This window comes from Paenibacillus sp. AD87 (assembly GCF_001659845.1).
Taxonomy (GTDB): domain Bacteria; phylum Bacillota; class Bacilli; order Paenibacillales; family Paenibacillaceae; genus Paenibacillus; species Paenibacillus marchantiae.
This window is the reverse complement of the sequence record NZ_LXQN01000007.1, coordinates 2,143,020-2,162,400: the sequence shown is the minus strand read 5'-3', so window position 1 is coordinate 2,162,400 and position 19,381 is coordinate 2,143,020. Positions and strand designations below refer to the sequence as shown.

The following is a 19,381-nucleotide window of genomic DNA, read 5'->3' as shown; positions in this document are numbered from 1 at the left end:
ATTCATCTCCATTCTCCTTCCTTAGCCCCGGAGTACAAGTTCCTGATAGATGGTGGCTGCAAAGGACACAATCTGCTGCACCAGACTGAAGAACAGCAGGCAGAGAAATGCCATGAAGGCCATGGCAACCAACGTCAGAAGCATGGTCAGCACCGTTTTGGCGGGTGAGTATTGATGCACCGTCATATTGCCGACAAATAACAGGTATACCGTCCAAGCCGTGGCAGCCATGTTAAAGAAATAAAAAAAGGCGGTTTCCTGCCCGGAAATGATCAGGCTGAGCCAAATCCAAGGAAACTGAATCAAAATCAGCGGAACCAGTGCAAAACACGTGGACATGAAAATTTCCGAGAATTTGCCCTCTCCGTCCATAAGTGTGGTGAGCGACCAGTTCGCTGTACACCAGAACAGCACCGGAACAATGACATAGACCATTTCCAGCAGGCTGTTCAATCGTTTCGGGTTATTGAAATTAACCAGGAAGCCACTGTATTGGGCCTGAAGGATCGTTGTTATTGTCAACAAACCCAAAATGGCCAATGCGATCATCAGCGTTGTTCTCTGATTCCGCTCGTATTTCAGTTCCCAATACCCGTCAAACGGATGAAATATGAGATGCAGCGGATATTGGATCAGCTGTCTACTTGATGCCTGCATTTGTTGTCCCCCTTCTCTGTCTGCGAACGATGGTCACGGTTACCAGCACGGCAACAATCAGAAACAGTCCCGACATGATCCATGAGAAATGCTCGCGGAGCAGCTCTTTGCGAAACAGAAGAAATGCTTTGGAATACCCTTCCCGCTCCATGCTTCGCTTAAAATATTGCGCAGATTCTGCATAATCCTTCTGACGCAGCAGCGCTTTTCCGATGCCTGCGTAGGCGTATTCAAGATTGGCATTCATATCTGCCGCTTTCGCAAAGCTTGCCGCAGATCCTTCCTCGTCTCCATTGAAATAGCTTCGCACCGCTTCATGCAGTGTGCGTCCATATTCTGTCGTTTGAAATACAGTGATCTCGCCGAGCGCTTTGTCCAGCACAAGCATGCGGTCTCCTGCACGCTCCAGCGAAACAGGAGTGTTGAATTGTCCCAACCGGTTGCCGATGCCTCCGAACATGTGGAGCAAATATCCATCTCCGTTATAGGTAAACACTCGCCCCATCTTGGCATCAAGCACGGAATACATATCGCTGTCCCCCACGTCCACATCAACCAGCCGGGAAGGCCCTTTCTCATTGGTGTACAACAAATCCCCCTGCGGCGGATAGTACCCTTCCCTTCTCAGGATGTCCGCGCCCTGCGCATTCAGTTTCTTAATCGGTAATCCCTTCTGGTCCCCGCTCGTTGCATAGATGAATCCTTCTTCGTCAATGTCCATATTGGTGAACTCGGTTGGTGTGAACATGACCATCTGGCTGCGCTGTTGACGGGTTGCGAATCGTTTCCAAAGATACTCCACCGGGTCGACCGATACCCTGTTGGCTCCGATAAACGAGGCAAAGGAACCGTCGGAATTAAACTCCATGAAGCCGTCAAAAACACCTTCAGCCATGACGTAAATCCGTTCGCCTTTATCCATAACAACCCGAAGCGGCTTGAATTGAAAGTCCGCTTTCAGCAGGTCGGATTGCGGCTGCTCCACAATTTTGATCAACTGCCCCTGCTCATCCAGATGAACCACCCGCTGATGATCCGAATCCGCAACGAGCAGCTGCCCATTGTCTGATACATACATTCCCTGCGGATTTTTGAAATAATCCTTCTGTCCGTCATGATCAAATGAATCGATAACTCGTCTCAGCTTCAATTCCCGATCCAGCTCGACGATTCGGCTGTTGCCCGAATCCAGCACGTAAACTCGCTCATCGGCTGTGACATGCATGTCGTTTGGTTCTTTGAATGTGCCAATCTTCAGCTCGGTGCCCGTCACTATTCGGGTCGCCTCATACGCGGCAGGAGAGCGAACCGCTTCTCCCCAGTAGGAGTAGTTGTACGCATCCGTCTGACCATCGGCAAAAGCCGTTGCCGCCGCATTTCCCAAGCACAGGAGGCAGGCAAGGCCCATCGTGAGCCATCCGCATTTTTTCCACATGTTTTTCAATATGTTGCTGCCCCCCTTCTACTCTTTCATACCGGAAGTTGCCATCGTCTGCATGACACTGCTCTGGGAGATGATGAACAGGACGATTGGCACGATCATGAGCAGAAGCGCTACCGCAGCGCCGACGCCTGCACGGGCAATTCCTCCCTGGATAATTTGACTGAGCGCATAGTGCAGTGTTTTCAGATTTTCACTGTAAATGAAGCTTCCGCCATCGGTCCCCCACAACGCCGGAAACTGTAAAATCATAAGCGTGAGCCAGGCTGGCTTCACATTGGGCATCACGATACTCCAGAATATCCGGTATTCGTTAGCCCCGTCGATTTTTGCGGCCTCCAACAGCGCATCCGGTATTTGCTCCATGAACTGCTTCATCAGGAAGAGTCCCAGGGAAAAGGCAAGCGAAGGCACAATAATGGATGCATGTGTGTTGATCCATCCTAGCCAGGACATCACCATGTAGTTCGGAATCGCCGTGACATGTGGTGAAAACATCAGGGACAGAATGACGATGGTAAACAGCACCTTTGAACCGGGAAACCGGTATTTGGCCAGCGGGTACGCGGCTGCGGAAGCCAGCAGAATATGGCCTGCCGTTCCGAGCAGCGTAATAATCAGCGTATTGGCAATGTATCTGGTTAAAGGAACCCAGGAGTTACCCATCAGATTGATCAGGTCTGCAAAATTTTCTGTCGTCGGATTGTTCACCCAAAAGCGCGGTGGAAAAATAAACAGCTCATCCAGCGGTTTGAAGGCATTGTTAACCGTGTAGATCAGCGGCAATACCATGAATGAACCAAACAGAGCCAGCAGTGCAAACAACATCAGGCTGACGGTAAATGACCGATTCAGTTTTCTGGACATGCCGAAGACGGCGCGTACCTTGCTGGTCATGTCATTCACCTATCTTTCTCAGCATTTTTTGTGTCAGTATGTTCGTTCCGAGCATCATGGCGAACAAAACAGTCGCAATGGCGGACGCATAGCCCATCTCGAAACGGATGGTGCCGTAGTCCATCAGATGTGTTACGACGGTATGTGCCGCATAGTTGACGCTTGGAAAGCCAGCTAGCGCGATGGAGATTTCGGCGACGGCGAACGAGGCTGTAATTTGCATCACTGCGCCGAACATAAGCTGCGGTCTCATGGAAGGCAGTGTAATGTACCATAGCTCCTGCCAGCGGTTTTTGATGCCATCCACAGTGCCCGCTTCAACCAACGATTGGTCGATGGTCTGGAGGCCCGCAATAAAGGCGAGAAAGCTCGTGCCAAGGCTAAGCCACAGCTGTACGAGGATGACGATCGCCAGCACGTACTTCTCGTTTGCAAGCCACAGGATCGGCTCCAGAATAACGCCGAGGCGCATCAGAAAGCCGTTCATATATCCATAGCTGTCTCCCGAAAAAATGATCAGCCAGATGAAAAAAACGTTGCCTGAAATGGAAGGTGCATAGAACACAAGCGTCATGATGGCCCGAATTTTGGGCGACAGCTCGTTGATAATCCACGCAAACAAAAAGCAGGCAATATAGCTGACAGGACCCGTAATAACGGCAAATAGCAGCGTATTTTTAAGGGCGATTAAAAAAACATCGTCGTTCAGGAACAGCCGCGAGTAATTTTGCCAGCCGACAAATCGGGGCAGCTCCAGCATATTGAAGTGAAAAAAACTGAGGCCCAGCGAGAGTCCGACCGGAATGACCGTAAACAAGAAAAAGATCAGCATAAACGGTGCCATCAGTACGTAATAGTGTCTGCTTAGGTACAAATCCCTTTTCAAAAGGGACCACCTGCTCGCTTGCCTGGCGTTGATGGCAGGCGCAGCGGGTGTCTTGGTGATTTCTGCCTGCAACCGTTACCCTCCCTTCCTTCTACTTCAGATTAAATTCCTTGCGCTTGAGCTCGATCTCATCGTCGATGTACAGAACATAATCGGACAAGGCTTCACGCGGATTCTCGTTTGCATTGACCACCTTACGGAACGCGTTGTCGAGATGTCGGCCCGTGAAATAGCCACCGGGAACCTGGGGAATGCCCTCTACCCACTCCCACTGCTGCTCCAGGTTTTGATAATCCTTAACCGGCCAGGGCAACTGCTCTAATGCCTCGATGTTGGCGGTCGGATAACGCGCCGCTGCTCCCATCAGTCCCTCCATTTCCCTGCCATATTCAATCTGGGTCTGCTTGTCGGTCCACCATTTCATGAACGACCATGCAGCCTCCTTGTTCTTTGCGTTTTCCAGCATCATGACTGCACTCGTCGTGCTTGCCACCTCATGCCTTACGGAACCATCCTCCAGCTGCGTGCCCGGAACGATGGTGAAGTCCCACAGATTGCGGATCTCGGGCGCCATAACGGTCAACATGTTATAGGTTGTGTAATCCGCGATACCAAGCGGCATCTCCCCAGTACGGAAGCGGTTTGGAAAATCAGCTTTAAGCGGGAATTTGTAATTTGTATAAAATTGGGTCCACCTCTTGAACGCATCCATGGAAATTTCTGAATTCAGCGCGCTCTCCTTTTGATCTTCCTTATAGAAGTCGCCATCGTTCTGGTATAGCAGCATGGCGAAGGTGGCGTTGGGTATCATGTTGGCATTGTTTGTTGTATCCTCGATTGGCAAATAGAACTCCATATTGTGCTTTTGCAGCACCGAGATGGCATTATAGACGTCCTGCCACGTTTTTGGCGGCTCCAAGCCAAACTCGTTGAGGACATCCTTGCGATAGAACAGCATCGGAAAATGCTGCTGCTCTGGAAGAGCATATACCCCGTTGTTATAGCGGTAAGGCGTCAATCCGCTCTCGCGAAATCGACTTGCAACCTGCTCAAAGTCCGGGAATCCGCTCAGGTCGGCTGCCGCATTACGCATCGCGTAATTGACCGGAATATCCTCGCCCATCTGCATCGCCACATCCGGGCCTTCCCCGGCCAGCGTTGCAGGCAGCAGGATGTTGGGAGGAACAAGGCGCAGCTGCACCGAAATATCGGTTTCCGGTGTAAAGGATTCATCAATCAGAGCTTTCAGCACCTGTGCCTGATCACGTCCGGTTGTAATCCATACGGTGATGGAATCCTTTTTCTGCTCCATGTTGCCGATGCTGTCATAATCCTCCGTGTAGGAAGCGACGTAGGCACCCACTTCATGCTTCATCTGTTGCAGCACAGTTGCCTCAGCCTCGGGCAGCTTCTGATCCGGTGAGGATACCAGGAGGTAATCCAGTGCTATAGGCTGTTCACGAACCGATAGAATCCATGTTCCCAACCCGCCCACGTTGATTTTGAAGGTATCCAGACGTTTGGGCACCGTTTCCGGTCTTGCCGCCATATCCTCCAGCTGCACGACCATCGCATGCAATACGGCTACCTTGTCGCTCTGCTCACCTGTCGCCTTCTCCAAATAGTCGGCAACGGAACGGAGAATGTCGGCCTGCCGCTGGAATACCTCGGTCATCTCGGGAATGCGCTGTTCAAGCTGGTAATCCCTCAAAGGATCAGGATTGTTAGAGGTAATCATCAAAATTTTGCGGTACATCTCATTCAGATCCAGCACGCTGGATTCCACCGTGCGCAGCAGCGGAGCGATATCGCCCAGCGTAACCGTCATTCGCAAGCGATGTGTTCCTTTTGAGAGCTGGAACAGGTAAGGCTCGCTTTCACCAAGAACCCGTGTCTGCCATTCGGGGCTATAGTTAAAGCGAATGCGTTCCATTTCCTTGAATGGAACCTTCCCGTCAATCATCAGACTTCGTGTGGCATAGACGCCGCGAAGCTGATCCTGTTTCACCTTGAGTGCAATCTGGTACAGGCCATCCTCCGGCACGTCTACATCCCATTCGATCCATTCGCCGGGAAGCTTCCAGTTGATGCCTCCAATGGCGTTGATCCGAATTTTGGATACATCATAGGGCTCAAGTGAAGGACTCGACCGATCCGAAATGGGGGCAAGGGTTGGTGACGATTTACTCACCGCCTGTTCTCCCTGTACCTTGAGCATGACAGCTTCCGCTGGCTTGAATCCTGCCGATTCATAAGTGGCCTGCAGCTCTGCGTAAGATGGAATGTCCTCTTCCTTGTACAGCTCGATATAATCGATCGCCATGCTTTCGCGCAGCGAGGTAAGCGAAAGCTTCTGGTTTCCCTTTTCAAAATAAAACTGGTACGGCTCCTCGAAGTAACCGGCGCTGTCCTTGAATGCAGCAAGCTGCCAAACGGGCTTCTCCACCTGCCGTGGTCTGAGATCATTGCCACGATCATCCCTTCGCACGCTGTCTTCGCGGTTCCCCCATACCCTGTCAAATAGCAGCACATCGGCTCCCCTGAACGGAACCTCTCCGTTCAGGGTCAGCTTCCGCTCAATGCCGGAGCTTTTGCCCGCGACGGGATAATAATGAACGCGGATCTGGTATAAACCGCTCGCCTGTACAGGGACCTCCCAGCTGATAGTGCCAACTTCCGGGGTGATGACCGCTTTCCCATCCAGTCCGGCATATTCATTGACAACCTCGAACTCATCGTCCGCAGCCTGAATGAAAGATTCTCCTTCGATTCTTACGGTCTGCTCCGGCTTGTCTGCGTTTGTATGCGTTGAGAGATAATGTTCATAGCTGCGTGGATCGTCTGTACCCGACACGGCTTCAAAATCCTCGCGCGCCTGAACGATGCCCGGACTACGATCCCGCGCAGGGTAAATGCTCCATATGGAGAAGATCAACGCAATGGCGAGCAGCAGAATCAATCCTTTTTTCTTTCGTGACCGCATGTTCCAATATGTCCCCCTTCCTTATGGCGTGGAGCATGGTTATGGTGTGTCACTCTCCGGGGACAGTGCGTAGGGCTTTGCATCCGTTCCGGAGAGGACAGCATCATTTCTTTTGCTTGTATACCTCATCGATGGCTGCCTGGAACGGCGTCTTGTATTTTTCAATGACGGTTGAAACGGAAACACCATCGACCAGCTCACCGTTGAAATCCCAGAAAGGCAGTGACGGGAACGTATTGTGGTCAAGCACCAGCATGCCGTCAGCAACCGTTCTGGCATTTTCGATGTCAGCTTCGTCCGCCAAGTGAGTCTCCAGGGTCGATTGTCCGGGGTAATCGTAGATTGAATCGATCTCATTGATTTTTTCCCAGATATACATCAATTGCTCGGGATGCTCGACTGCTTTTGGAATCGTCAGCGCCTGATATTGCGACTCGCCAGAGTGGTACGCGCTTGCACTTGGCCCTTTCGGGAAAGGCAGGAAGCCGATATCATAGTCCTGCATATCTGTTTTGATGCCTTCGATCTCGTACATGGCGCCCGAATACATTAGCGTATTGCCCTGACGGAAGAACGTGGCCGGTTCAGTCCAATCCCCGCCTTCCGAGGCTCTGCCGACTTGCTCGGTAGCCATTTTGGAAACGAAGCTCAGTGCTTCTTTTGTTTTTGGATCATCCAAATTTTGCTTGTCACCATTGGTCAGTGAGGCTTCGTTGGAATACAGCACCGGTTCAAGCAGTCCCCTTTGGGCCAATCCCCAGGTATCGAGCTTGCCGTCGTTATTGCGGTCCTTGTTTGCCTTTTTGGCTACTTCAATGAACGTATCCCAGTTCCACTGATCTTCGTCCACATATTCCTGCAACGGCTTCATTCCTAGCTCCTGCATGAGCGTGCGATTATAAAAAATGCCACTTATAAATGAAGATTGATCCTCGGTAAATCCGTAGCCCCTACCTTCGTACTGCATGTATTCGTTGGTCGTTTTCTGGTTGAACACCTTTTCGTTCTTGGTATACTCATCCACGGGCCATAACAAGTCTTGCTTGGTCAGTGCCGGAATAGCGTAGCTTTTGCCCAGCCGGACAATGTCGCCCAGCGGTTCTCCCGCCATCAGGGAAGCCACAACCTTCTCCTGGTATTCGCCAAAATCAATCGAAATGTATTCGATGTCAAAGTTGTGCTTTTTCTTCAGTGCTTCCAAGTTCTCGATTCGCTGAATGTTATCCGGGTTGCTATCGGTCATTTTCATGTCCCACCAGGCAACCACCTTGATTTTTCTTCCCCCCATGTCAAAATCCATCTCCGGCGTTGATGTCTCATTCTTAGGTTCTGTTTCATTCGTAGTTTGCTCCGCCTGCGGCGCCTTCGTTTCCGGCTCTGTCTGTGCGCTGGAGCCAGTGCTGCACGCGGTAATCAACAGCATGATTACAAGGACCAGGCTCATCAGCATGTACGTTTTTTTTCTCATCGTTGTCCCCCCTGAATGTGTTTTACAGTTTTCTATCAAAGTGTAGCTCTTGAATGAAAGCGCAAACAACCCGTTAAAGTAAAGGGGCTTACCCTGTCAAACTATTGGTTTTGGCAATTTGAATCCAGGTTGAAGCATTTTCGGCTTGAATTGGTAAACAAATGGTCCCTCCGCAAAGAGATGCACATTGTATGCGCTTTCTTTTATTCCCATAATGAAATAAAGACATGAGTCATACTAAGGACCGAGGGTTTTAGAGTGGTTCAGAGAGATTCAAATCAAGCGAAAGTGAGGTTTTGCTTCATGCATGACATCTTGCTTGTGGACTTCAGCGGCCACACGCACGGAGAATTGCAGAAGTTGCTGCGGCGCAGTAACTCCGATCACGTCATCGGAGACTGCGTGGTCTCTGCGTGCGCCGCCTTGTCAACTTTGGCCGGTCGAGAATTTTCTGTCGTGCTCGTGAGCACCGGGGGATTTGCTGCTGCAGGTTTGTGGTTATGCCACTATATTCGAAAGAAAAGCCAGATTCCGATCCTTTTCATGGGAGGAGGGGATCATTTCAGGCTTGTACGCAAAGCGTTAGCATATCAGGTTAGCGATTATTTGCCAGGTCCGTTCCATGCCTCCGCCCTCCTGAACAGTCTGGATCGGCTCAAGTCCAGGCTTGATTCGGAGCCCGCGAAGAGACTTCCTTCTGCCTTCAGATCGCTGGTTCATTTGGAAGGCAAGCACGTGCATTCCAGCCAAGTGATCAAGATGGTAAAAGCTTATGTGCTCGATCATCTGAGCAGTGACATTACACTAAAGAGGATTTCCGACATGCTTCATTTTAATTGTGCGTATCTTGGTCAAAAATTCAAAATGGAAGAGAGCATATCCTTTAATCATTATTTAATGCAGCAGCGGATGGAAAAAGCCAAACTTCTGTTGATATCCACCAATTTGCGGATTTACGAAATTGCCAGCGAGGTTGGATATACGGATACAGACTGGTTTTATAAAAAATTCAGAGCATATACCGGGGAGACCCCCAATGTCTATCGAAAGCAAAAAACGTTCACCGCATAGTTGTGGAGCCACCCCTTTAGGATTTCATCAAACAAAAACAGAAACAAGACCTCAGGTTCATCTCACCTGAGGTCTTGCTTCTGTTCATATCTACTTCTATTTTAACGGACCAAAAGGGATTCCCGGAATTCCTGGGGAGTCATGCCTGTCACCTTTTTGAAAAAACGAGTAAAGGAATGCGCTGCCTCATAACCAACCTGGAGTGCAACCTCCCGAACCATGAGATCGCTATTCCTGAGCAGTTCCTTTGCTCTTCTAACTCGCAGCTCGTCAATAAATTCGGAGAGGTTGATGCCCATCTCCTGTTTGAAGAAACGGGAGAGATAGGATGGATTGAAATGATGAAGCTCTGCCAGCCTCACTAGGGAAAGATCTTCTTCCAGGTGCTCCTTGACGTAAGTACACAGGGAATAAATGACCGCATTCGCTCGCTCCTGCTCATCCGAGCCCTTGAAGCGTACGAGCTTGTCGGTTGCCTGATACAGCACCTGCACCGCGTCCTTCATAGATGCGTACTCGCTCAGACGAAGCAATCTGCGCTGATCGGGAATATCCTGATACAGTCCCCATCGATTGATAGTCGAATACAGATACAGCGCCAGATTATAATAGGTTTCCATCGCCCTCTCCATCGTCACATCCTGTTGAAGCAGTTCATTGGCCAGCTCTTCAAACACTTCGTAAAATTGCTGAATTCGTCCCGTTTCCAAATACCCTGACATGACCTCAATTCGGCTGCTGACCCGTGTGAGCTCCCTTTGGCCCTGATTCGGCAAAGCATCATCATGATCGGTAAGCACCATGGAAATGCCATCACCAATCTTCATCCAATGCAGTTGCCTCAATCGCTCGTATTGCCGAGTAATGTCGTACCAGTTGCAGCTTTTCCCGCTTAACGCAAAAGCCACCGATATGCCAAGTGAAGCCATGCAGGCTTCCTGCACCAATTCGAGTATACCCTCCAGATATCGGATCAGTGAATGGCCTGGCTCTGCTTCCGGATGTTTTGGCTGAACCAGCCATACCACATCTCCATAATGGTCTGTTACGCTGGCGTGAAGGGTGTGCTCATCCATCAGGGAAGAACCGATCCTTCGCGCTGATGCCTGAATCTGTACGCGCTCCAGGTGCAGAGGTTTATCCTTATAATCAAATCGACCCATCACAATGTAAACAGGGGCCGAGAGATGAAGACTCATGTCTCGCCTTGCCCATTCATCCTGAATCTCACTGGAGCAACCTGCCACATATGGTGTGGAGTTCTGTAGCACGTTCCTCAAATACTCTTCCTGCTGAAGCACCTCCAGCTGACAGGTTGCCTCTTGGGACTGCTCCAGCAATTCGTGCATGCGGTGACTCTGCCGAATCTCTTGCATGACCTCCTCAACCACAGCCATGATCTTGTCATATCCTTCCGTTTTGAGTAAATAACGTACATTGGGCATTTGAAAAGCCTTGTAGGCATAATTAAAATCGCTGTAGCCGGTGAGAAAAATGACGCGGCAGTGCGACCAGTAAGCCTGGATCTGTTCTGTCAGTTCAAGACCGCTCATGCCAGGCATACGAATGTCTGTCAACACGATATCGATCCTTGTGCGTTCCATCCACGTTAATGCCTCCGTGGCTGAATAAGCCTTGCATACATCAAGCCGTTCCGGCATATGGCTTGCAAAGGTTTCGTAGAGGCTGTCCGTAATAATTTCCTCATCATCCACAATCAAAAGTCGATACATTCGCTTTCCCTTCCTTCCCTTCGGATTCGAATCGTGACCTTCAATCCCTGCAGCTCGCTTCTGGCCAAAAACAGGCCGCTTCCTTCCCCGAATGTCAGCACCAGGCGCCGATGAATATTCATGAGTCCGGTCATTTCATCCGAGTTGCCATCTTCAAGCAGACGCTCCTGAAGCGCATGAATGTGCAGGTCCGTCAACTCATGCCCGTTGTCCTCTACACTGATTTCAGCGATATTCCCCTTCATGCTGAACCGGACCCTAAGCATGCCCTGATCCGTCATTTTTTCAAGACTGTGCTCGTAAGCATTCTCAATGATTGGCTGTATGATTAACCGGGGAACACGAATCTGCTTCATATCCGGTGGCAGCTCCCCGAAGTCGGCCTGTATTCGTCTGGAAAAACGCAGCTTCTGAATTTCCGTATACACACTCGAATGGGCAGCTTCCTCCTCCAGTCTTACATGATCTGTCCCATTTCGGGTAATGAACCTGAAATATTCACCAAGCATGTTGGCAAATTGCTCAATCCGCGCTGTATCCCCCGTTCTTGCGAGCGAATTGATAATGAAAAAGCTGTTATACAAAAAATGAGGATTAATCTGCGACTGAAGCTGCTTCAATTCGGCGCGCTGCATCATCATCGTCTTTTTGAAATCCCGATCGATAAGTAGTTGAAGCTTCTCAAGCATCTGATTGAACCGGGAGTAGAGAAAGCCAAATTCATCCTTGCGCTTGTGCACGATGGGAATGTCCAGTACACCTGTCTCCATTTTTTTGAATCTTTTGACGAGCAGCAGCAGCGGAATGTGAATCAGCTTGTAGCTGGAATAGAGATAAGCCGATATCGCGACGAAGGATGTCATTGCAAACAGCCAAGCCCAATGATAGAACTTGCTTAGCGGCCTCTTCACACTTTCCTCTGGCAAATACGTTGCTACCGATAAGCCCAATGGGCCCATATGGCTCTGGCTGACATAATAGCGTGTACCCTCGACCTTCACCTGAAAGCCGCCATGATCACTATCGGTGATGTGATCACGGTAGTAAGGGAGGATTAAGTCACGCTTGGAAACGTCTGTGATAATATGGCCCGTCTTTTCCTCAATGAGGAAGGAGCCACTGTCCGGGTACAGATTAAGCTGGGTCAGTGCATTTTGAAATTGCTCCGTATCCAGCTCGACCTGGACCGCAAACAGCGGTTCTTCTCCCTTCTTGCCAGTCAGGCGCACGGCACTCAGATTCATGGTGTCCTCCTTCACCGTAAAGCGCGCGCCTTTCCCCTGCATGCCGGAGCTAAAGTATTCATAGGAGGCTTTGTCATAATCATCGATGCCATGGGTGGCGGAGATGCTCTTGCCAATCGTGCGGATATGCACATAAACGTTCTTGATGTAAGCACTGCTGTTCTTGAACGTAGCCAGCCGCTCGGACAAATAATTCAATGTATCGCGGCGCTCTACCTGATCCATCATTCCCCACAGAATGGCGAGCCTGTTCAGCTTCCTGTCCTCAACGATGTCAAACTGCTGCAACTCCAGCCATTCAATTTCCCGATTCAATTCATCCAAATATCGGGTAAGCCGTCTTTCTGTTGACGAGGAAATTTCCTGGCTGGCATTGTCATAGCTCCAATTGTACAGATACAGGCCCAGGAGAATCAGTGGAAGAACAAAAATCAGATAGGTGATAACCAACCGGGCGAAAATGCTGCTGCGCCAGGATTGGGCAGGAAACTTAATCAACTCACTCCCCTCCATTGCTACAGGCTGGATTGTCTTTTTGCACATTTTGCATATGAAGGCACCATTGAGGAGCGGTCAGCGTTCCAGTGCTGTTTTGGTTTTGAGCCACGCATTAACCTCCGTTGTGATCTGTTCTCCGCCTAACTTGAGCCAACTCTCCACAAACTGGTCGAACTCTTCAATCGGTCTGCCGAGAATAATGTTCATGTATGCCTCAAGCTGAAGATCGTTCAGGATCATCTGACGGTCGACCATCGTTTCTGTAATCCCCCCCGTGAATTGGTCATATAAAAGCTGTCCGTTCCGCTCGTAACCATCAGCTATGCTAAATGCGCCTGTCGGTCCGTAGGTTTGATTCCAGCCCCAGCCGCTTTCGACACCTTCTGTCGCATAGGCTTCGATTCTTTTTTGAATAGCGGATGCTTCATCCTGAAGAACAGCAAGATTGCCGGAACGCTGCGCCTCCCGAATTTGCCGGTAAGCATCCAGATTTTTGGTTCCCGGAAAGGGGGTCACCGGCGATAGCATCCACACTGCCTTGGAATCGTCATTGTAGTACGTTTCATACTGCGCCTGCTCCCCCCAGTTGGTCTGCAAATGAAGATTCATAAGCTTCATCACCACTTCAGGATGAGCATAGTCCTTCCTGACGGCGAAATATTGCCAGGTATTGGTGCGAAGTGGCACTTTAACCTGCCTGCCGGATTCTGCGGCAATGGGGTAAGACTGCCAGTCCACTGCTGCATCGTTCTCTCGGCTCGACTGAATCATGAAGGGTGTCCATTGTTCTCCGTACAGCATGCCAATTTTTCCGTTTTTGATCAGTCGTACGGCCTGTGTTCCCTTCTTATAGCTGAATTCAGGGTCAAGCTGCCCCTCCAGGTACATCGTTTGCAGAACCTGCAGCGCCTCCCGGACTTCAGGCTGAATGCCGCCATAAACGAGCTTGCCATGTGCATCTTTAATCCATATATTCGGGTATGCACCATACCCTGCCATCAGACCGGCAACCCCCATGACCGGGTCCCACAGATGATTCGTTAGTGCAAGGCCGTAGGTATCCTGTTGGCCGTTGCCGTCAGGGTCTTCTTGTGTAAACGCTTTCGAAATCTCAAGTACGTCCTCCATCGTCTCAGGCGGCTGAAGTCCTAGACGTTCAAGCCAATCGGTTCTGATCCACAAGTACTGGGCTGTCTCGATGGAGGAGGCCGTTTCAGGTATCGCCATCAGCTTGCCATCGATGGTTGCCGCGTCAAAAGGCCCGCTTCCTTCCGCCTCCAATATGCTCTTCGCAAGCGGCGAAGCATACGTTGTGTACACCTCGGACAGATCCTGGATCAGCCCCGCATTGCTCAGCTGCCTTAATTGGTATGGATTTACCTTCACAACGTCCGGAATTCGACCTGCAGCGAGGGAAACACCCAGCTTCTGACCGTACATATCTCCTTTGGCGATCCAGTCATAGCGAAGCTTAATCCCAAGCTCTTGCTCATATAACCGGGTCCAGCGATTGTCCAGCAGTGTCTCTCCCGGCATCTGGCTGATCATGCGCTCCAGATCATCCCCGGCCTCTCTGACAAAAGATACTTCTACAGGAGAACTGTATTTTCCGAAAATGGAATGATCCTCGGATGGCTGCCCATCCACCACGGGCATGCTTTGTCCTGAATATCCGCTCGTATGGTCTGTTGGTATACATGCACTGAGCAACAGAATGACAACCCACTTTGTTTTGGTTAAAGCAGAAATACGCACATCATGCACCCCCATTCGTCTGTAATGGACAACGTTTTTTGGCAACATCAGGAATTTTAACCTTTCTGATATTATAAAAAAAGCCGCCGGCTCGGCGACTTCTATGCATGTTTGTTCTCGTCCTCCGACACGATCACATCATATTTAAAATTCGAAAAATCAGCGCTGCTCCCGGTCACTCTCGTCGAATATAAAAACAACCCGATTCGGCAGCCCATAAAATGATCCAGCTTATAAATCATTTTGTGGGAAATGCCAAGCGGCTTCCACTCTATCCCCTCCAGATAGGAGAACGTACAGTCGTCCTGATTATTCACGAAGTTGCCAAAAGCCTTGAGCGTAACTACGGATCCTGAAACAGGTATCCTGGCATACTCGGTGGCAGGCTCCGTATCAACCAGATTGCCAAATATCGATGAGTCCTCGCTGTTTCTTGCCAGCATGACCAGGTAAAATTGCCCTTCAGTCTTCGTCAGCGCAATTAAACCGTATGTACCGATCAGGAAACACAAGCCTCCATAATCACCATCCTCCAGCCTGCTGCCATCCAGCGTAACGATTGCTTCACAGGCAGGGCCCATTGCACGCTGCGTCAGCGTATTAACCGCAAAGGTCAGATTGGGGCTGATGTGTGCGGTTTGAATCCGATACACCCCAGGCTGGTCGGTTACCGACCAGAGCGCATCATTCGGAGTGTGATTCCATTGCCAGACATCCTTGAGCCGTACCTTTCCTTCTGCATTCGCTTCATAGTGAAAATCATCGCTGCCAATTAGAGGTTTGTAGACGTGATCCGGTCTCGTACTCGGCACAACGATCTCTTTTGGCGCTTCCGTGGGGAACACCGGGATATCGTTCTCAAAGTGAAGCGGAACCAGCACAGGGATGCGGCCAACCGCCCCGTGATCCTGAAACAGCATAGCGTACCAGTCGCCATCCGGTGTATCCACGATTCCGCCCTGGGCTACACCTGAATTAAAATAGCCCATATCGTCGTTAAACACTTCTCCGCCAACAAATTCGCCTTCCAGGGAATCCGCCATGTAACACGCCTGTGTTCTTCGGCCGGTAGCTTGTGAAATATGAATCAGAAACACATAGTATTTTCCATTAATTTTGTGAAAATGGGCCCCCTCGTAACCGAGGAAATAAGGCTCTTTTTCTTTTACGATCATGCGCAGCACTCCACCGGGCTTGGGGCCGGACAGATCAGAGCTTAACTCGGTCAAATGAATTTCGGCATTACCATGGACCAGGTAAATTCGGTCATCTTCGTCGAAAAACAGAGAGCAATCATGATAAAAGCCTTCCACATACTGCTTGGCCCATGGACCCGAGATCGTATCGGCCGTGTACAAATATGTCTTATGGGTATCGTTTGCCACAAAAATGACATAGAACTTATGCTTGTGATATCGAAGCGACGCTGCCCACATGCCTTTGCTGTAAATCTGCCTGCCTTGCTCCAGCCGCTGCGCGGGTGTATCGTCAAGTCTGTCGTACACATGCGTAGCCACTTCCCAATGGATCAGGTCATAGGAACGCAGGATGACGCAGCCTGGCATCATATGCATGGTTGTGCTGACCATATAATACGTGTCTTCAACCCGAATCACATCGAGATCCGGATAATCGGCCCAAATAATTGGATTTGCATGCATGTTGCCCATTCTTCCTTTCTAGCTTTATAGGACACACAATCTCAACAGATAAATTAGGCCCAAGTCTAGTTCCTTGCTTATTCAAAACTCCATTCCCTAATACTGATGCCTTGCTTGCCCACTGCTCCCCCAACCACCATATAGATGTCATGAACTCCCTGTGCATCTGTAATCCCGGTTGAATGCTCTTTCCATCGAGGTGATATGCCCGATTCAAGTGATCCACCCGATGCCGGAATCACAAGCTGCCCAATCAGCAGTCCATCAGGGCGATCCAGATGAAGCTCCAGCACCGCCTCCGCGCCTTCATTAGAGATTGCAGCTGTAAAGCATGCCGCCCCTTCATTGCCAAAATCAACCTTCGATAACGCAATCCAGCTGCCTCTTTCCATCTCGGTAACAACAACCTCAGAATCGGCACCAGCCGTAGGCTTTGATGTACTTAATCGCTCCGTCTTCACCCCTGCGCTCCATCCCATTGTGGCAGCAGCTACCCTCTGATAAGGATTGAACAGCTTGATCTGTTCAACACCTTCATAATCTGCGGCCACCTCGTTCATACGACCATCTGCTTCGTTGAAGCTAATCTGGTTCAGATGTGTCGAACGATAACCATCAGGAACCTCCATCGCCTGTGATAACGTCTGGGCGTGATAAGCAATATACCAGTGATCCGCAAATTGAAATATGGCATGATGGTTGTTGCCGCCAACGCCAAAAAAGTGACCCGGATTTCGCAGGATCGTTCCTCTGTACGTCCATGGCCCCATGGGCTGGCTGCTCGTCATGTAAGCAATCTCGCCGGGTGGCGGACTCCCCTCCGGACGGATACCCTCGTCAAAGTTAGAGCAGTAGGTAAAATAATAGATATTGTTGAATTTGTGAATCCCCGCATCCTCAAACATGTACGGAGCAGGGATAACCCTCGCCCGGCCCACCACACTGGTCATATCTTCACCCAATGGCATAACTCTTGCGGTATCCGGCCTCTCTGCTCTCCCTTCCGGTATGCCACCCCCAAAATAGATATAAGCTCTGTGATCATCATCTACCAGCACGGCCGGATCGAACAGCCACGTCACATCCTCAACACCCGGAGTCTCTCTGGTAATGAGCGCTTTTCCAATAGGATCTGTCCAGGGCCCGACCGGACTCGGGGCTGACAATACGCCGATGCCGCTGGCATTGTTTGAAAAATAAAGGAAGAATCGATGCTGCCCGTCAATGATCTGATGGGCAGCGGCTGGTGCCCAGGATTGAGTGGCCCATGTGGCTGCGCCTTGGGGCCCTGCCACATGAATCTCCCCATGATCTGTCCAGTTAACCAAGTCGTCTGAAGAGATGACTGTTATGCGGTTGATCGAGTGGAAACTGTTTTTCTGCGGATTGCCCTCAGAATCATATTCCAGCTTATCACTCGTCATGTACAGATAGACACGCCCCTCGAACACCAGAGCATACGGATCGGCTCCAAATTTATGAGCAACCAAAGGATTTTTATTTGGTGGAAGTTTCCCTATGGCCTTACTGATCTTCACAGCAGCTATAGATGCATGATTCTGTTCCGTTTGTTCCCTCGCATTTGAAGCAGAATTGTAGTTCATCAGTCGTTCCTCCATTTGAGTTTGATATACATCTTATCGCCGCTCTGCGATTTGCCAGATCCAGGTTTAAAATGCAGGGAAACGCTTGCAATAGCAGATGCAGCATGTTAGGTTGATTACAGTTTAAGGTAAAGCTGATTACATTTTCATTGCGTATTCCGCTCTATTTATTGCGCGAAAGGACAAGGAGGTGCTATATGAACGGATCCACTGAATATTTTTACGATCCCATCCAGTCCGAGCTTTTATATCTTCATCGCGTAACTACGTATCCTTTGGAAACAATCTATCATCGACATGATGCATACGAGATCTACCTTTTTATTCGCGGCAATGTCAACTTTTATGTGGAGAACCGATGTTATCATCTGGAGCCGGGGGATTTGCTTATTATGTCTCCGGAGGAAATGCATCGCGCCTTTATTTTGGATGGAACCGAATATGAACGAATTACTATCAATCTAAAAAAAACATATCTTTGTCAGTTGTCGACTTTATCAACCAATCTATCCGCATGTTTTGATCATCGTCCAAAGGGACAACAGAACATCGTTCACTTAGATGATTACCATATGAAGCAGATTTTGCATTTAACTAGCGAACTGGAGGAATTGCTTGATTCAAATGCATATGGAACGGATGTTAAAACCAATGCAGTCATTGCACAGTTGTTGGTTCTCATTAACAATTCGTTCCACAATAAGTCCTCTATACCAATCGATATCATGCCAGAAATGGTACGTAAAACAATGGATTATATTGAAGCGCACATTTCCCAGGAGATTACGCTTCCCAAGCTTGCCGAGGCATTTTATATGAACAGCACGTATATCAGCCGCCAGTTTAAAAAGCATACCGGACTAACGATCCGCTCTTACATCATGAACCGTCGTATTGAATTGGCGAGATATTACCTATCCGGCGGGATGAGCATTACGGATGCCTGCTTCCAATCGGGGTTTCGCGATTATGCCAATTTTATTCGAACCTTCACCAAAATTACCGGAGTCTCTCCGGGCAAATATAGCAGACAAGCACAAAATATTCCTGATCCATCCTTTGCACACTATGCAGCATTAAACCCGGCAAAGGATGGTCAAAAATTAATCGACAGATTTAAATAGCACATCCACTCTAGGATAAAAATTGCGCCCCAATATAACTGATCAATTGTTGTCGCTTCATAACTTTTTTAGCCATGAAAAAAGCTCCTTCGTTAAACAAAATCAAGACTATCTTATAAGATAGCCTTTGTTTCTTATCTACTAAATGAGGATACTATCAATAGGGGTCTATTTCCGCTTATTATTTCCTCCTTCGACATTTAAAATGCTCAATTTTCCATCCGAAAACGAGTAACAAAGCAGCACCGAACACTTCTATAACCCCTGCAATGAAAAGTATTCATCAACAACATTGAGCAATCCCACCCATTAGATTAACGAATTGACAGGCGAAAATCGTTTAGATACATGCCTGATCG

13 protein-coding genes are annotated in these 19,381 nt (G+C 49.3%); 2 read left to right on the top strand and 11 right to left on the bottom strand.

From position 1 onward, the window contains the following. Positions 1-21 precede the first annotated feature (21 nt). The 6 genes from gpAD87_RS31780 to gpAD87_RS09615 form a co-directional block, all read right to left on the bottom strand. Positions 22-657, bottom strand: a complete 636-nt coding sequence (locus gpAD87_RS31780; protein WP_064637827.1) for a Yip1 family protein — start codon at positions 655-657, stop codon at positions 22-24. Then, complete coding sequence (locus tag gpAD87_RS31775; protein WP_064640828.1) at positions 641-2,092, bottom strand: SMP-30/gluconolactonase/LRE family protein; 1,452 nt, start codon at positions 2,090-2,092, stop codon at positions 641-643. The genes gpAD87_RS31780 and gpAD87_RS31775 overlap by 17 nt, the downstream gene beginning before the upstream one ends. 27 nt (positions 2,093-2,119) lie before the next feature. Continuing rightward, a complete protein-coding gene (locus tag gpAD87_RS09630) occupies positions 2,120-2,995 on the bottom strand; it encodes a carbohydrate ABC transporter permease (RefSeq protein WP_063567966.1) in 876 nt (291 codons plus the stop codon). Between the two features lies 1 nt (position 2,996). After that, entirely contained in the window at positions 2,997-3,953 is a 957-nt protein-coding gene (locus gpAD87_RS09625) for a carbohydrate ABC transporter permease (protein ID WP_063567965.1), read from the bottom strand. A 19-nt stretch (positions 3,954-3,972) separates the two neighbouring features. Beyond that, positions 3,973-6,864: an extracellular solute-binding protein gene (locus tag gpAD87_RS09620; RefSeq protein WP_064637825.1), complete on the bottom strand. Its 2,892-nt coding sequence runs from the start codon at positions 6,862-6,864 to the stop codon at positions 3,973-3,975. Positions 6,865-6,967: 103 nt separating this feature from the next. Then, on the bottom strand, positions 6,968-8,332 hold the full coding sequence (locus gpAD87_RS09615) for an extracellular solute-binding protein (RefSeq protein ID WP_064637823.1): 1,365 nt from the start codon (positions 8,330-8,332) through the stop codon (positions 6,968-6,970). A 303-nt stretch (positions 8,333-8,635) separates the two neighbouring features. Here gpAD87_RS09615 and gpAD87_RS09610 point away from each other — a divergent pair, with 303 nt between their 5' ends. Further along, positions 8,636-9,403, top strand: coding sequence for a helix-turn-helix domain-containing protein (locus tag gpAD87_RS09610; RefSeq protein ID WP_064637821.1), 768 nt, complete (start codon positions 8,636-8,638; stop codon positions 9,401-9,403). 101 nt (positions 9,404-9,504) lie between these two features. On the opposite strand, the gene gpAD87_RS09605 is transcribed toward gpAD87_RS09610, so the two are convergent. The 5 genes from gpAD87_RS09605 to gpAD87_RS09585 form a co-directional block, all read right to left on the bottom strand. Continuing rightward, positions 9,505-11,136, bottom strand: a complete 1,632-nt coding sequence (locus gpAD87_RS09605) for a response regulator (RefSeq protein ID WP_064637820.1) — start codon at positions 11,134-11,136, stop codon at positions 9,505-9,507. Beyond that, positions 11,121-12,878 carry a sensor histidine kinase gene (locus gpAD87_RS09600; RefSeq protein ID WP_157258436.1) on the bottom strand — a complete coding sequence of 586 codons (1,758 nt, stop codon included), beginning with the start codon at positions 12,876-12,878 and terminating at the stop codon, positions 11,121-11,123. The genes gpAD87_RS09605 and gpAD87_RS09600 overlap by 16 nt, the downstream gene beginning before the upstream one ends. A gap of 75 nt (positions 12,879-12,953) precedes the next feature. Continuing rightward, positions 12,954-14,534 (bottom strand): extracellular solute-binding protein, encoded by a 1,581-nt coding sequence (locus tag gpAD87_RS09595; RefSeq protein WP_064640827.1) that lies wholly within the window; start codon positions 14,532-14,534, stop codon positions 12,954-12,956. A 200-nt stretch (positions 14,535-14,734) separates the two neighbouring features. Then, positions 14,735-16,294 (bottom strand): glycoside hydrolase family 43 protein, encoded by a 1,560-nt coding sequence (locus tag gpAD87_RS09590; protein WP_064637818.1) that lies wholly within the window; start codon positions 16,292-16,294, stop codon positions 14,735-14,737. A gap of 77 nt (positions 16,295-16,371) precedes the next feature. Further along, complete coding sequence (locus tag gpAD87_RS09585; protein WP_064637816.1) at positions 16,372-17,898, bottom strand: glycoside hydrolase family 43 protein; 1,527 nt, start codon at positions 17,896-17,898, stop codon at positions 16,372-16,374. A 197-nt stretch (positions 17,899-18,095) separates the two neighbouring features. Between gpAD87_RS09585 and gpAD87_RS09580 the strand changes: the two genes are divergently transcribed. Beyond that, positions 18,096-19,022, top strand: coding sequence for a helix-turn-helix domain-containing protein (locus tag gpAD87_RS09580; RefSeq protein WP_082935058.1), 927 nt, complete (start codon positions 18,096-18,098; stop codon positions 19,020-19,022). Positions 19,023-19,381 lie beyond the last annotated feature (359 nt).

Coding starts and splice junctions, on each gene's coding strand:
- gpAD87_RS31780 (WP_064637827.1), bottom strand. CDS start 657: ATGCAGGCATCAAGTAGACAGCTGATCCAATATCCGCTGCATCTCATA.
- gpAD87_RS31775 (WP_064640828.1), bottom strand. CDS start 2,092: ATGTGGAAAAAATGCGGATGGCTCACGATGGGCCTTGCCTGCCTCCTG.
- gpAD87_RS09630 (WP_063567966.1), bottom strand. CDS start 2,995: ATGACCAGCAAGGTACGCGCCGTCTTCGGCATGTCCAGAAAACTGAAT.
- gpAD87_RS09620 (WP_064637825.1), bottom strand. CDS start 6,864: ATGCGGTCACGAAAGAAAAAAGGATTGATTCTGCTGCTCGCCATTGCG.
- gpAD87_RS09615 (WP_064637823.1), bottom strand. CDS start 8,332: ATGAGAAAAAAAACGTACATGCTGATGAGCCTGGTCCTTGTAATCATG.
- gpAD87_RS09610 (WP_064637821.1), top strand. CDS start 8,636: ATGCATGACATCTTGCTTGTGGACTTCAGCGGCCACACGCACGGAGAA.
- gpAD87_RS09605 (WP_064637820.1), bottom strand. CDS start 11,136: ATGTATCGACTTTTGATTGTGGATGATGAGGAAATTATTACGGACAGC.
- gpAD87_RS09595 (WP_064640827.1), bottom strand. CDS start 14,534: ATGCCCGTGGTGGATGGGCAGCCATCCGAGGATCATTCCATTTTCGGA.
- gpAD87_RS09590 (WP_064637818.1), bottom strand. CDS start 16,294: ATGCATGCAAATCCAATTATTTGGGCCGATTATCCGGATCTCGATGTG.
- gpAD87_RS09585 (WP_064637816.1), bottom strand. CDS start 17,898: ATGAACTACAATTCTGCTTCAAATGCGAGGGAACAAACGGAACAGAAT.
- gpAD87_RS09580 (WP_082935058.1), top strand. CDS start 18,096: ATGAACGGATCCACTGAATATTTTTACGATCCCATCCAGTCCGAGCTT.